This window comes from Rhodococcus sp. OK302, assembly GCF_002245895.1.
Lineage (GTDB): Bacteria > Actinomycetota > Actinomycetes > Mycobacteriales > Mycobacteriaceae > Rhodococcus_F.
This window is the reverse complement of record NZ_NPJZ01000001.1, coordinates 4,882,269-4,895,506: the sequence shown is the minus strand read 5'-3', so window position 1 is coordinate 4,895,506 and position 13,238 is coordinate 4,882,269. Positions and strand designations below refer to the sequence as shown.

The 13,238-nt window shown below is 60.2% G+C and carries 14 protein-coding genes; 7 read left to right on the top strand and 7 right to left on the bottom strand.

Going from position 1 to position 13,238, the window contains the following annotated elements; all coding sequences use genetic code 11:
• Positions 1-145: 145 nt before the first annotated feature.
• A complete protein-coding gene (locus tag BDB13_RS22420; RefSeq protein ID WP_094273760.1) occupies positions 146-832 on the bottom strand; it encodes a GntR family transcriptional regulator in 687 nt (228 codons plus the stop codon).
• Between the two features lie 126 nt (positions 833-958).
• Between BDB13_RS22420 and BDB13_RS22415 the strand changes: the two genes are divergently transcribed.
• The 3 genes from BDB13_RS22415 to BDB13_RS22405 are packed head-to-tail and all read left to right on the top strand — an operon-like array spanning position 959 to position 3,866.
• Positions 959-1,870, top strand: a complete 912-nt coding sequence (locus BDB13_RS22415; RefSeq protein WP_094273759.1) for a sulfurtransferase — start codon at positions 959-961, stop codon at positions 1,868-1,870.
• A 41-nt stretch (positions 1,871-1,911) separates the two neighbouring features.
• The gene (gene thiM, locus BDB13_RS22410; RefSeq protein WP_094273758.1) at positions 1,912-2,757 is read left to right on the top strand and encodes a hydroxyethylthiazole kinase; all 846 of its coding nucleotides are present in this window, start codon (positions 1,912-1,914) and stop codon (positions 2,755-2,757) included.
• On the top strand, positions 2,757-3,866 hold the full coding sequence (locus tag BDB13_RS22405) for an LLM class flavin-dependent oxidoreductase (RefSeq protein WP_094273757.1): 1,110 nt from the start codon (positions 2,757-2,759) through the stop codon (positions 3,864-3,866). Before thiM ends, BDB13_RS22405 begins: the two co-directional genes overlap by 1 nt.
• Positions 3,867-3,872: 6 nt before the next feature.
• On the opposite strand, the gene BDB13_RS22400 is transcribed toward BDB13_RS22405, so the two are convergent.
• Complete coding sequence (locus BDB13_RS22400; protein ID WP_206042087.1) at positions 3,873-4,652, bottom strand: helix-turn-helix transcriptional regulator; 780 nt, start codon at positions 4,650-4,652, stop codon at positions 3,873-3,875.
• A gap of 57 nt (positions 4,653-4,709) precedes the next feature.
• On the opposite strand from BDB13_RS22400, the gene BDB13_RS22395 reads away from it, so the two are divergent.
• The gene (locus BDB13_RS22395) at positions 4,710-5,102 is read left to right on the top strand and encodes a VOC family protein (protein WP_094273755.1); all 393 of its coding nucleotides are present in this window, start codon (positions 4,710-4,712) and stop codon (positions 5,100-5,102) included.
• Positions 5,103-5,228: 126 nt separating this feature from the next.
• Here the strand turns inward: BDB13_RS22395 and BDB13_RS22390 are convergent, their stop codons facing one another.
• The 5 genes from BDB13_RS22390 to BDB13_RS22370 form a co-directional block, all read right to left on the bottom strand.
• Positions 5,229-6,611 carry an HNH endonuclease signature motif containing protein gene (locus BDB13_RS22390; RefSeq protein WP_094275116.1) on the bottom strand — a complete coding sequence of 461 codons (1,383 nt, stop codon included), beginning with the start codon at positions 6,609-6,611 and terminating at the stop codon, positions 5,229-5,231.
• A gap of 113 nt (positions 6,612-6,724) precedes the next feature.
• Positions 6,725-7,717 (bottom strand): alpha/beta hydrolase, encoded by a 993-nt coding sequence (locus BDB13_RS22385; protein WP_094273754.1) that lies wholly within the window; start codon positions 7,715-7,717, stop codon positions 6,725-6,727.
• Between the two features lie 151 nt (positions 7,718-7,868).
• A complete protein-coding gene (locus tag BDB13_RS22380; protein WP_094273753.1) occupies positions 7,869-8,207 on the bottom strand; it encodes a DUF3349 domain-containing protein in 339 nt (112 codons plus the stop codon).
• 45 nt (positions 8,208-8,252) lie between these two features.
• Positions 8,253-8,528 carry a hypothetical protein gene (locus tag BDB13_RS22375; RefSeq protein ID WP_094273752.1) on the bottom strand — a complete coding sequence of 92 codons (276 nt, stop codon included), beginning with the start codon at positions 8,526-8,528 and terminating at the stop codon, positions 8,253-8,255.
• A 13-nt stretch (positions 8,529-8,541) separates the two neighbouring features.
• Complete coding sequence (locus tag BDB13_RS22370; protein ID WP_094273751.1) at positions 8,542-9,729, bottom strand: inorganic phosphate transporter; 1,188 nt, start codon at positions 9,727-9,729, stop codon at positions 8,542-8,544.
• A 57-nt stretch (positions 9,730-9,786) separates the two neighbouring features.
• On the opposite strand from BDB13_RS22370, the gene BDB13_RS22365 reads away from it, so the two are divergent.
• From BDB13_RS22365 to katG, 3 genes are all read left to right on the top strand, one after another.
• Positions 9,787-10,230 carry a PPOX class F420-dependent oxidoreductase gene (locus BDB13_RS22365; protein ID WP_254922921.1) on the top strand — a complete coding sequence of 148 codons (444 nt, stop codon included), beginning with the start codon at positions 9,787-9,789 and terminating at the stop codon, positions 10,228-10,230.
• A 114-nt stretch (positions 10,231-10,344) separates the two neighbouring features.
• Positions 10,345-10,803, top strand: a complete 459-nt coding sequence (locus tag BDB13_RS22360; protein WP_094273750.1) for a DUF5994 family protein — start codon at positions 10,345-10,347, stop codon at positions 10,801-10,803.
• A 189-nt stretch (positions 10,804-10,992) separates the two neighbouring features.
• On the top strand, positions 10,993-13,215 hold the full coding sequence (gene katG, locus BDB13_RS22355; protein WP_094273749.1) for a catalase/peroxidase HPI: 2,223 nt from the start codon (positions 10,993-10,995) through the stop codon (positions 13,213-13,215).
• The last annotated feature ends 23 nt before the right edge of the window (positions 13,216-13,238 follow it).

Genomic DNA, 13,238 nt, shown 5'->3' with positions numbered 1-13,238 from the left:
TTATCCAAAAGTGAAATGAATTCCTTGATCTAGTTAGGCTAGCATAGGTTTAGTTAGGTTTGACTACCCTACGTTGTGGTGCAGATGACATAAAACAACCGCACGTCCTTAGGTGAGGCCGTGCGGTTGTGTGTCTTCGGTGCAGTCAGTGGCCTGCGAACATCTTGATCCGTTGATCGCGGCTGCGTTCGAGATGTATTCGCATGCATTCGCGCGCTGTCCGTTCGTCGCGGGCTCGAATCGCATCCAGAATCTGCTGATGTTCTGCGTTGAGTAGGTCGGGCTCGCCATAGTTCGAGGGTGGTCCGCTGTCGTAGATCCGAAGTTGTGTGGTCAAGCGGATGAGTAGCGACATGATTGTGGAATTGTGAGCGGCTTGCCAGAGGGCTTCGTGGAACTTGAAGTTTCCTGATCTGACTTCCGTTCCCTCAGTGGCAGTGCAACAAAAGCTGTGGAGCTGTACCAGCCGCGCGAGATCTAAGTCGCTGTGCCGCAGTGCGGCTGCACCGGCAGCTTCTGATTCCAAGGCGACCCGAGCTGCGTAGATTTCGATGACGTCTTCGGGAGTTCCGGAGCGGACGCGGAATCCGCGCGCAGCCCGCTCGAGAAGTCCGTCGTGTGCAAGCCAATTCAGTGCTTCGCGAATCGGGGTACGAGAGGCTCCATACGATTCGCACAACTGTGTTTCATGCAGGGGGGCGCCTTGCGTGAATTTGCCGTCCAAGATGTCCGCACGCAGTCGGAGGTACTGCCGTGAGGTTTGGTCCGAGCGACCCAGCGCTGCTTCCGGCACCAGCAGGTGTGTGGTGCTCGTAGTTTCCTCGGCGCTCATGCGTCCTCGTTCCGTCTCGGTAAATGAAGCGGGTTTGATTATGCCACTGTGAGCGTGCGAGTACTTGCGTATACGCTAGTACTCACTTAGGTTCGTCGGTGTCGATTTCGAAAGGAAGGGTGCTTCGTGACGAGTGAATTGGACTCACCGTTGATCGGCGCGGTGGCGCTCGAAGCGCTTGTGAACGCGGATGACGTGGTTGTGCTCGACGCGAGCGTGCATTTTCCGCCGGCGCGGTTCGACGGCGACTATCGACCGGAATCGGGATACGCGGGTTGGGTCGAGGGTCATATCCCGGGTGCCCGTCACGTCGACCTCATGACCACGTTCTCCGATCGCGACGCATCGTTGCACTTCACGCGACCCAGTGCCGATCAGTTGTCGGACGACCTCGCCGCACTCGGAGTCCAGCCTGATTCGACGATCGTGATCTACGACCAGGGCTCCATGACGTGGGCCTCCCGATTCTGGTGGGTGCTCCGCAATGCGGGCATCGATGCGCGAGTTCTCGACGGCGGCCTCGCCGAGTGGACTCGGATCGGATTGCCTGTTGCATCCGGCGGGGAAGCAGCGCCTGCGCGTGCAGACGTATCTTGGAGTGTCGTCGACCTCGGCCTCTGGGTTGATCAAGATCTGGTAGTGGCGGTGTCAGCCGGATCCCAACCGGGAACCCTTGTATGCGCCCTGTCTCCCGAGCAGTATGAGGGTACTGAAAAGACGAGATACTCACGCCGCGGGCATATTCCGGCGAGTGTGAATCTTTCGGCGAAGAGCCTGCTCGACGACGATGGGCGGATGCTCCCGATCGCCGAGGTCTCAGCCTCTGCCGGATCGGTTCTACGGGGGCAGTCCGAACCTGTCGTGATCTACTGCGGCGGAGGTGTTTCCGCGTGCCTTGCCGGGCTCGGGCTGGTAATGAGCGGGTACGGCGACATCAAGATCTACGACGGTTCCCTCGAGGAATGGACTGCCAATCCGACATTGCCGATGGTTACCGGAAATGCGCCCGGCGAAGGCGATCGATGTCACGGGTCGTGATTGACCGGCCCTGTACAGACTTATTGCCTGAAGGAAAACTCATGTCCCACACCATTACTGCCGATTCCGTTGCCACTGCTCTCGACGCACTGCGTGAGCAGGTGCCGCTTGTTCAATCGCTCACCAACATCGTCTCGGCCAATTTTCTTACCAACGTCCTGCTTGCCGCCGGCGCGAGCAACGCGCATATCGACAACGTGCACGAAGCCGCAGGTTTTGCAGCCGTCGCTGGGGGAGTGCTCGTCAATCTCGGGACCCCCGACGACGCGACCGCCGCTGCATTCCGAGTAGCTGCGGAGGCCGCGCAGAAGTCCGACACTCCCTGGGTTCTCGACCCGGTCGGGGTCGGCGGATTACCTTGGCGCAGTGAGATTGCCGTGGACCTGCTTCGATTCCGCTCAACTGCAATTCGAGGCAATGCGTCGGAGATCATTGCGCTCGCAGGTCTCGGCGGTGATACGCGTGGTGTCGACAGCGCATCGGATTCCGTCGACGCTGTTCCTGCGGCTATCGCTCTGTTGAACCATTCCGACGCCGTATCTGCCTCGGGGCCTGTCGATTACATCGTGGGCCGCGACAGCGAAGGAATCGTGAGTGGTGTGCGTGTGTCAGGTGGTAGCGCACTGCTTCCTCGCGTGACGAGCACGGGTTGCTCATTGGGTGGGCTTGTTGCCGCTTATCTGGCAGTGACACCAACGGCACTCGAAGGCCTCGTTGCTGCGCACACTCACGTTGCGGTCGCATCCGAAATCGCCGAAAAGAACTCGACCGGTCCGGGATCGTTTGCCGTCGCTTACCTCGACGCTCTCTATACCGTCGACGCCGATAGCATCCGGACGCATGCACGCGTCGAATCCTTCGAATTGCCGATTGGAGCGCAAAACTGATGAGTGTCAAGACTTTCTGGTACCTCACGCAAGCCGACGGCGACTACCCGTGGACCCCGAATGGTCTTTACCCGGTGGACGGGGCGAGGCAAATCGAGTTGGCGAAAACGATCGACGACGGCGGATTCGAAGGCGCGCTGGTTGCCACCTGGCCCAACGACCCCTTCATCTCGGCGACCTGGGCCGCCGCGCATACAACGCGAATGAAGTTCCTGGTGGCTGTCTACGCGAACATGACACCGGCGCGATTGCTTGCCGAAAAGGCGCTCACCTTCGACGCTTTCAGTGGCGGACGCTTGATGATCAACTCGGTCAACGGACGCGAGAACATCCTCACGAAGTACGACATGAACGTCGAGCATGATCGGCGATACGAATTAGGCGAGCAGTACTGGGCTGACTTCCGCCGCATTTACGCCGAGGGTACCGAGTCGAACTTCCCGAACACGCCGCTGCGGATCGATGCACCAGTCGGTCACCGGGTTCCACTGTGGGGAACCGGTGATTCGCCCGCAGGACTGGCCAATTCAGGCAAGGTGCTCGACACCTATCTTGCGATGCTCCGCGAGACATCGTTCATCGAGGATAAATTTACTGCGGCGCGCGGTGCTGCCGAAAACGCAGGACGAGAATTCACGGACTTCGGTGCGCTCACCGGTGTCATCGTTCGGCCCACGAAAGCGGAAGCGCTCGAACGGTTCCGTTCGCTGTTCGAGAAGACCGGTATCGACCAGATCACACACGTTCTCGACAACGCGGTGCGTCGACGCACGCAAGGAGAGCAGGATCTGAAGACGTTCACAGCTCGCGACGCGCAGCGTCAGGGTTGGGTCGACACCATCGCAGCCGGGAAGCTGCCGGAACCCGAAGACCTGTATGTCGGTGACGGGCTCTACGCCGGAATCACGGCGTGGTCACCTCTCGACATTTTCGGAACCGGTTCTTCGGCGGTCTACTACGTTGGTGATCCGGACTCGATCACCGATTCGGTACGAACGCTTCGCGCACGAACCGGTCTCACGGCATTGATTCTCGCTGGTTGGCCACTCATCGAAGAGGCAAAATGGGTGTCCGAGTATCTGATTCCACGGTTCGACGAGCTGGACTGAGCTCCGCTAGCCATGATCGCGAAGGAGTCGTGTCGGGGTAATACCGGCCAGCGCCTGGACATCGCGGGAGAGGTGGGCCTGGTCGGCATATCCAGTGCGTGCTGCGAGGGTTGCGAGCGAGGTGTTTTCGCGGCGGCCCAGGGTGAGAACATTCTGCATACGCTGAACCTTCTGAATCATTTTGGGGGACAGCCCTACCGAATTTGAGAGGGTACGCCGGAAATGCCGTGCGGAAACTCCGAGGTCACTGGCGATCTCGTGAATCCTGATATTTGGCGAATTGGTAAGCGCGACAAACCCTTGCAGTGCAACTGTGTCGATGCGCAGTCCTGGCCACAGGCTTTCGAGTAGTGGTGTATCAACTCGTTCTTGACGGAGAGCGTCGGCAAGAATTCGGGACGTTCGTGACGGCAGCACATCACCGAACGCGATCTTGGAATCCTGCACCGATTCTGCTTCGGTTCCGAGGATCGAACGCAACGCGGGCGGATTGATCCGAATTCCCCACAGGGTTGCACCGGGCGTGATCGTCACAAGATCTGCTGTTGTCGCCGGCCCGACCAGCCAGGACTTGCCGGTGCTGTCGACGATGAAATCAGCGCACAGGTCCGGGATGATTCGCTGGGGGGCATCGCCGGATTGGTGTGTGCTCGTGCTCTTCCACAGACAGTTAAACCACTCCGTGCCGCCTTCGACGGGCCGCTCGGCATAGCCATGGCCGGTTTGTTCAAGACCCGCCCCGGCCGCGCGACTACCGTCGGAGTTGAAGGTGTCTGTGGCGGTCATGGATTTATCGTCACACACCGGCCGAATACTTCTCGAACCGAAGCAGGAGAAATTACCGTGTCTGTGTCACCGCGACTCGACCTCGTCGGAATCGTCACCAACGACCTCGATCGTTCACTCGCGTTCTATCGGAGTGTGGGACTCGACATTCCCGAGACTCCGTCCGACGCGCCGCATGTCGAATTCACCTTCGATAACGGCTTGCGCCTGGCGTGGGATGCACTCGCCACAATCGCCAGTTTCGATCCGGACTTCGTAGTCACCGACGGCCGTCATCCGGTGGCGTTGGCTTTTGACTTCGGTACCCCCGACGCCGTGGACGAGGCTTACGCGCGTATCACGGCTGAGTTCCCTGGCCACAAGGAACCATTCGACGCCGTGTGGGGTCAGCGTTACGCCGTGCTTCTCGATCCGGACGGTAATACTGTCGACCTGTTTGCTGCGCTCTGATGGTGTAAGTCGATCGCGTAGCTGGCAATGCAGTAGCTGGCAGTGCAGTAGCCACACGTCTGGGCTTCGCATCGGCGAGAATCTGATGCGAAGCCTGACACGTCTGCATTTGTGGTGCAACAACTCTCACGTGCGCAGCACCGGACCCTGATGCGCTGTCGAACGTCGCGGCCGCTGCTGCGGATCGATCCCCGCCAGCGGAACAAACCACGGCCTGCGATCCGACCCCATCTTGATTTCCCACTGCCCCGCGAATCCGGCCTTGCGGTGAATCAGTGTGTGATGCGCTCGGCAGAGCAGGGTGAGGTTGTCCATCACCGTCAACCCACCCTTCGACCACGGCAGAATATGGTGCGCGTCGCACCACGCCGGCACCGCATCACAGGAGGGGAACGCACATCCCTTGTCTCGGGCGATCAACGCCGTCCGCTGCGCCGCCGACACCAACCGCTTCAACGGACTCACATCGAGCGGGGCGCCGTGTTCGTCGAGGAGCACCGTCGAGAGCATGCAATCGCACGCCAACATCCGGGTGCGGGTGATGCTCAACGGGCCCATCCACGGCATGTGCCCGACATCAAGATCGTCGAAGTCGTCGAGGTCGTCGAAACCCCACACCGGTGCATCCTCGACGTCAGTCTCGTCATCGGGCGAAGCCGAGCTCGACGATGCAGTGCGCGTGCTCGCGCAGTCCCGATGCTCCGCAAGATCTTTCGCCGTCACATGCACATTCACATGCGGACGCTGACCACCGTCCACCCCCGTCGCAGCATTGTCGAGATACCGTCGAATCAACTCCGTCAACGCATCCGCCGTCCGCTTGGCAGCGGACCGAGCATCGGGTGTTCCGTCTGCCGCGGGGGTGGGCATCGACAACCCCGACAACGCCGACAAGAGCATTTCGCCGGTCAACGCATCGAACTCACCTTTGATGACCACTCGACCGTTCAACGTCGGCGCGATGCGTAGTTCGTTGCGGTCGTCGTCTTCCCCAGGCGGGATGTCTTCGGATTCGAAGATCCGCTCCAACACCGCGATGGCGTACCGCAGTTTCGTGGTGGTCGCCTCCACTCCGGAGGCTGCGGCGAGCAGGGTTTTGATGCAGTGCGGCAGGGCGCGGTCCGGCATCCCTTTCGGTGGGGATTCGCAGAATGCGGTGATCAGCGCGGCATGGTCGACGGTGAGGTCACCGGCATCGAACTGGGCCGCGATAGCGGGGAATGCCCGTAAGGCCACCCCGAGGGCAGCGATCTTGTTTCCGGCCGCGTTCTGCAGCATCGTGTTCGCGGCCAGCCAGCGGCCGACGCCGCGGTAACACAGCACCGGCTCGTCCGGATGAAGCGCCAACTCGTCGACCGCGGCAACCCGAATCGCTTCCAGCCGAAGGATTTCCGCTGACACACTGACTGCGACGTCCCGCACGTCGCACGGCCGTAACCTCCACAGCCTGCCGCGCACATTCACAGCAGAACCAGCCACAACATCGGCAACTACGGTATTGACGCTCATCGGATCCCCCATCCTTGCCCCCAATTATACTCGAACATCCATTCGAGTCAAGGGCAAGGATGGGCGGAGATTCAGCTGTCCAAGGGTGAAGATTCTGCAGATGTGGAAGCGATCTACCTGGCGTTCAAGGCCTCGAGGATTTGTCCCCGTGATTTCCCGAGTTCCGATCCCCAGTACGGCCACGAATGTGTTCCGTTCGACGGGAAGCTGTAGGTGGCTGGGATTCCGAGGGAGTTCAATCGAAACTGGAATGCGCGTGTATTCATCAGTGCTAGTGCTTCGAGGCCGATGGCGCTGCCCGTGTTCACGAAGTCGACGGGTGATCGAGGTTTGTCGAATTCTCCCGGCAAGCCACTGGCCGCGGAGACGTACAGCGAAAGCCCTCGCAGTTCAGGTGCAAAAACGAAGGGGTCGTTGCGCAACCAAGCCGAACTCCACGGCGGTCCCCACATAGCGTCGACGTTGAATGACCCGGCGCTGATCATCGCGACGCGGATTGCTTCACGCATTCCGGGTGCGGAGATGTTGAGGTATCCGGAGAACGATCCTGCGAACTTGAACTGATCGCGGTGATAGGCGGCCAACGTCAGTGCTGCGCTGCCGCCCATCGACAGGCCGAGGACACCGTTGTTGGTCCGGGAGACTCCGCGGGTTTCGAGATAGGCGGGCAATTCTTCGGTCAGGAAGGTTTCCCATTTGTACGTGGTTGGTTGTCGGTTGAGGCTACTGGTGGAGTACCAATCGGAGTAGAAACTCGATTGGCCACCGACCGGCATCACCAGGGTGATGTTGTCGTCGCGGAACAGATCGAAGGCGTTGGTCTCGAAACTCCAGGCATTGCGATCGTTTCGGGCGCGTAGGCCGTCGAGCAAATACAGCGCGGCATTGCCGCCGCGTGATGCCCATTGAATTTGTACCTTGATCGGACCCATCGTTGAGTCGACAAAGGCCTCTTCGTATCCGCCTGATTGAGCGGTTCGCATCGGGGTTGCGGTGGCGATTGACGGGCCGATAAGGCCGATCGCCAGGGGAAACGCCAAGGCGGCCACCGCTGTTCCGAACCACCGTCGCCTGGCAGGTTTATATCCGTGTCGGACAAATCGCATATTCGTCACTCCGCCCCTTGGTGATCGATTGCAGAATTCCTGTCCGTGCCCCCCGAGGCGCGGAATTCTTCAAAACACTAAGTGGTACGCAACGTCGTCGACCGATCCGTTACGGCTTCGTTACTGAAGGAGTGGGGTGTTCGGCGAACTATCAGGACTCCGAACCTCGGTCGGAGTCGAGATCAGAGAGTGGCCATCCAGCCGCGGCGAGCACTGCTGCCACACGTGCGATGTCACTGTCAGAGGCGCTTTTGCTTGTCACATCGGCGATCTGAGCACTGATTTCTTCAGTCGAGATAATTTGATTACTGGTCTCGTCACTCAGTTCGGCAAGCGCGGCACCGATCGCGATTTCACGTACCTGTGCGTCGGTAAGTTTTCTGCGAAGTAGCGCGACCAGCGGGATTCGATCTTTTGGTGGAATTCCCTCGGGGTAGCCGGCTTGCAGCCACTCGAGTATCGACTGGGCCAACGACGAAGACGGTGCCATCACTGTTTTGTAGGTCCTTTCATTATGGAAGGCGGACGCGGCCGTTCAGAAGATCTCGATACCGAACGTGTGACTCAAAAATCCCTTCATGATGAAAAGGATTCCCGTGACGATCGCGATGAGGACCACCGCGAAGCAGGTAACGGCAGCAGTAACGGCGAGGCGGCTGCGCGTCGAGGCAATCGAACCGTCGGCGCTGTGAGATTTCGAATCGAGAGCCCGTAGTCCGAAGGCGAAGATCGCCGGAAGTCCGGCGCCGAGGAGCAGACCGACAAGCATGACCTGCCAGAGCGAGTCGGCGGTGTTCTTCAAGACATCCATGTCGATTCCATTCTCAGGCTTTCATATCGGTGGTGATCCGAGGGTCAGGTCCGGGAACTTCCGTGGGGACCAGGCCACCGTCCCAATCGGCGTTGACGTTGCCGGGATCGACGGGATTCTTGCGCGAACGTAGATACATCCACGTGGACAGGGCGATGAGTACAGCGAAGACCACCAGCACGCCGGGCAGTCCGCCGACGATGTTCGCCAAACCCCAGCACGAGGCGCCGACGAGTGCAGCCGACGGCAGAGTGATCAGCCAGGCGAGTGCCATGCGCCTGGCGACGCCCCAACGAACTTCGGCACCCTTACGTCCGACGCCGCTGCCCATGATGGAACCAGTCGCCACATGGGTGGTGGAGAGAGGGAGTCCGAGGTGACTGGAGGTGAGAATGATTGCGGCTGAGGATGCTTCGGCCGCCATTCCTTGCGGTGCGGCAATTTCGACGAGTCCTTTGCCGAGGGTGCGGATGACGCGCCAACCGCCCAGATAGGTACCGGCCGCGATGGCCAGCGCGCAGGCCAACTTGACCCAGAACGGCATGTCGGCATCCGCTGAGATCGTGCCGTGGGCGACGAGAGCCAAGAAGATGACGCCCATAGTCTTCTGGGCGTCGTTGGTGCCGTGTGCGAGGGAAACCAGTGATGCAGAGCCGATTTGGCCGAAGCGGAAGCCTTTTTCCTTGGTTTCTTCATGAACTTTCGAAGTAATGCGATAAATCAACCAGGTTCCGGCCGTCGCAACAATGCCGGCGACGACGGGGGCGAGTAGCGCGGGGATGACGACCTTGCTGAGGACTCCGCTCCAGGCGACGCCGCTCATTCCGAGAGATGCGATTGCGGCGCCGATCAGGCCGCCGAACAACGCATGTGAGGAGCTTGACGGGATGCCCAGCAACCACGTTGCCAGATTCCAGATGATGCCGCCCACCAGGCCGGCAAAGACGATGGTGAGCAGTGCTTGACCGCCCACGTTTCCAAGATTCACGACGCCCTTGGCCACAGTGGCGGCCACTTCGACGGAAAGGAATGCTCCGACCAGATTCAAAGAAGCGGATAGTGCTACCGCAACTTTGGGGCGCAGTGCACCTGTCGCAATCGATGTGGCCATGGCGTTACCGGTGTCATGGAAACCGTTAGTGAAGTCGAATCCCAGTGCGGTTACGACGACGACGAGTAGAACGATCAGTTCCGCATTCACGATTACTGACTGTCCCTCAGGGACGGCCGGTAAACCGACGTCAAGCAGGCTTGTTCCGTGAAATTTCGCGTGGTCACCTCGGGTGTGAAGGAATACGCTCAGTCCATGTCACTCGGAGAAGAGAAAACCATCTCGGTCAGCACCTTCCGCAAGAGCGGCGACGGCGTCGCGACACCTACCTGGGTTGTGCCGCTGTCCGACGGCCGCATCGGATTCTGGACGTCGTCGAGGTCCGGCAAGGCCAAGCGGTTACGGAACGATCCTCGCGTGACGATTGCTCCGTGCACCAACCGCGGAAAAGTGGTTTCCGGTGCAGTGACCGTCTCCGGTACCGCGCAATTGGTTGCTGCGGGCCCGGAATTCGACGAGATTCAGAGAAAGGTCAAAGCGAAATATGGCGTGATGGTCCCGATCTCGAGATTCTTCAACACTTTGGGGCACATCGGCAAAGGGTCATTTCCGTACGGCGACACCGGAGTGGTTGTCACGGTCGAGTCCTGAGCAGCAGGGATCGCATCCGGGCGGACCGCAACGGCGTAGCGTGGACATATGGGTCTCACGATCCGGCGTATTTGCCTGACGGTCCCACGAACACTTCACTGAGGAACGTCTGTCATGGCGCACGCAATCACACTCGACTTCGCGAGGGAGACGCCGCCACCGCACGTGGGACAACCCTTCCCATCTCCCACCCGAACACCACGATTTCTTCTTCGTGGTCAGGGCGCCGTGCAATCAGCGGTTGACGGTGCATGGTTTCCGTGGACTTCCAATGTCACGTCGGAGCTCCACGATTTGATATCCGCCCTCTCGTTGCGGCTCGGGCCGATCGCACGAGTTGCATTCGACTGGAACACGATCAGCAGCGAGCAACGGCGTATCGATGAGGGCGACGGGCTCGAAGTTCGGGGACCGTACCCCGGCCAGCCGTCGGATTTGATGATCTTCGAAGACATCCTCGGTTGCAGACTCGCCTTGAAGATGGTTCCGCCCACCACCGATCCGGACCACGCGTACAGAATGATGCGCCGTCTGGTTGATCCTGCGCGTAGCGACACCTATCGGGTGGAGTGACGGGTGGGGCGTGCACGGAGCTTCCCCGATCACCTTCGGTAAAGCAGGCAAGAGCCTCTTTTACAAGGGTCTTGGATCAGTGCGGAAAAGTGGGTAATAGTAGAGAAGCACCCCGCCTTGCGCTGCGCGAGGTGCGTCGGCTTTCAGCCGCAATCGGAGCCGGCGTCGCTTTCTGCTGGAAGGAATGCCGTGTCCGATAACAGACCGCCCGTGCCAGAAGAAGAGTCTCGGGCTGGCGGCGACAGTGAAAACCCGGCGATCTCGTCGCCGACGCCTACGGCGCATCGTCCGATGACAAACCGTGACTGGTGGCCGAACCAGCCGGATCTGTCGGTCCTGCATGGCAATTCAGCCAAATCCAATCCGATGGGCGCGGACTTCGACTACGCAGAAGAGTTTGCAAAGCTCGACGTCGAGGTGCTCAAGCGTGATGTCTTCGAGCTGATGACAACCTCTCAGGATTGGTGGCCTGCCGACTACGGTCACTACGGTGGCCTGTTCATCCGGATGAGTTGGCACGCTGCCGGGACTTACCGAATTGGTGACGGCCGAGGTGGTGGTGGCCAAGGCGCTCAGCGTTTCGCGCCGATCAACAGTTGGCCTGACAATGCGAGCCTCGACAAAGCCCGACGACTGTTGTGGCCCGTCAAGCAGAAGTACGGCAGGAAGATTTCCTGGGCAGACCTCATCATCTTTGCCGGCAACTGCGCGTTGGAATCGATGGGGTTCAAGACCTTTGGTTTCGGTTTCGGTCGTGAGGACATCTGGGAGCCGGACGAGATCTTCTGGGGCCCGGAGGACGCGTGGCTCGGCGACGAGCGTTACAGCGGCGAGCGTCAATTGGCCGGTCCACTCGGGGCAGTGCAAATGGGTTTGATCTACGTGAACCCGGAGGGGCCCAATGGTCAGCCGGATCCGGTGGCCGCTGCCATCGACATCCGCGAGACATTTGCTCGGATGGCGATGAACGACGTGGAGACAGCTGCGCTGATCGCCGGTGGCCACACCTTCGGTAAGACCCACGGTGCCGGCCCCGCCGATCTCGTCGGGCCAGAGCCGGAAGCTGCTCCGATCGAACAGCAAGGGTTGGGCTGGAAGAGTTCTTTCGGCACGGGCAAAGGCAAGGATGCGATCACCAGTGGCATCGAGGTTGTCTGGACGCCGACGCCGACGTCGTGGGACAACAGCTTCCTGGAAATCCTCTACGGCTACGACTGGGAGCTGACAAAGAGCCCCGCCGGTGCTTGGCAATGGGTGGCGAAAGACGGCGGTGGGGCGGGCACGATTCCCGACCCGTTCGACGCGTCGGTGCACCGCGCCCCGACGATGTTGACGACGGACCTTTCGTTACGGCTGGACCCGATCTATGGACCGATCACGAGGCGCTGGCTCGACCACCCGGATGAACTCGCCGAGGCGTTCTCCAAGGCCTGGTACAAATTGCTGCACCGCGACATGGGGCCCGTCACGCGGTATCTCGGCCCCTGGGTTCCCCAGCCCCAGCTGTGGCAGGACCCCGTCCCGGAAGTGGAACCCCCGTTGATCGGGGATGAGGAGATCACTGCCCTCAAGCGCATGATTCTCGAATCCGGGCTGTCCATCTCGCAGTTGGTATCGACAGCGTGGGCGTCGGCGGCCAGTTTCCGTGGCACCGACAAACGTGGTGGTGCCAACGGGGCACGAATCCGGCTCGAACCTCAGAAGGACTGGGAGGTCAACAACCCCGCAGTTCTGTCGGTAGTGCTGGCGACTCTCGCGGAGATTCAGAAGCAGTTCAATTCCACTGGTGGAGCTAAGGTTTCACTGGCTGATCTGATCGTCCTGGCCGGAACTGCGGCTGTCGAGCAGGCAGCAAAGCGCGGCGGTCACGAAGTCTCGGTCAGGTTCACGCCGGGGCGGACGGACGCGTCGCAGGAGCAGACCGACGTGGAGGCGTTTGCCGTGCTCGAACCTCGGGCTGACGGGTTCCGCAATTATCTGCGGCCGGGGGAGAAGGTGCCGGCAGAAAATCTGCTGGTCGACCGGGCTTACATGCTGACGTTGACGGCTCCCGAAATGACCGTCCTGGTAGGTGGTTTGCGCTCCTTGAACGTCAACTACGAGCACACGGGCTACGGGGTTTTCACTGATCGACCGGAAACGTTGACCAACGATTTCTTTGTCAGTTTGCTGGACATGGGTACGGAGTGGAAGCCGTCGGCATCGTCGGAGAACCTCTACGAGGGACGTGATCGCGCCACCGGTGATGCCAAGTACACCGGCACGGCGGTGGACCTCGTCTTCGGATCGAACTCGCAACTGCGTGCTCTCGCAGAGGTGTACGGCAGTGAGGATGCACAGCAGAAGTTTGTCGAGGACTTTGCCGCAGCGTGGACGAAGGTGATGAATCTGGATCGGTTCGATATCGCCTGAGTGGGCATCACGGACCGCAGGGA

What these genes read in the sequence shown, in the direction of transcription:
- BDB13_RS22420 (WP_094273760.1), bottom strand. Translation starts at nt 832, where the DNA reads ATGAGCGCCGAGGAAACTACGAGCACCACACACCTGCTGGTGCCGGAA.
- thiM (WP_094273758.1), top strand. Translation starts at nt 1,912, where the DNA reads ATGTCCCACACCATTACTGCCGATTCCGTTGCCACTGCTCTCGACGCA.
- BDB13_RS22405 (WP_094273757.1), top strand. Translation starts at nt 2,757, where the DNA reads ATGAGTGTCAAGACTTTCTGGTACCTCACGCAAGCCGACGGCGACTAC.
- BDB13_RS22400 (WP_206042087.1), bottom strand. Translation starts at nt 4,652, where the DNA reads ATGACCGCCACAGACACCTTCAACTCCGACGGTAGTCGCGCGGCCGGG.
- BDB13_RS22390 (WP_094275116.1), bottom strand. Translation starts at nt 6,611, where the DNA reads ATGAGCGTCAATACCGTAGTTGCCGATGTTGTGGCTGGTTCTGCTGTG.
- BDB13_RS22385 (WP_094273754.1), bottom strand. Translation starts at nt 7,717, where the DNA reads ATGCGATTTGTCCGACACGGATATAAACCTGCCAGGCGACGGTGGTTC.
- BDB13_RS22380 (WP_094273753.1), bottom strand. Translation starts at nt 8,207, where the DNA reads ATGGCACCGTCTTCGTCGTTGGCCCAGTCGATACTCGAGTGGCTGCAA.
- BDB13_RS22375 (WP_094273752.1), bottom strand. Translation starts at nt 8,528, where the DNA reads ATGGATGTCTTGAAGAACACCGCCGACTCGCTCTGGCAGGTCATGCTT.
- BDB13_RS22360 (WP_094273750.1), top strand. Translation starts at nt 10,345, where the DNA reads ATGGCGCACGCAATCACACTCGACTTCGCGAGGGAGACGCCGCCACCG.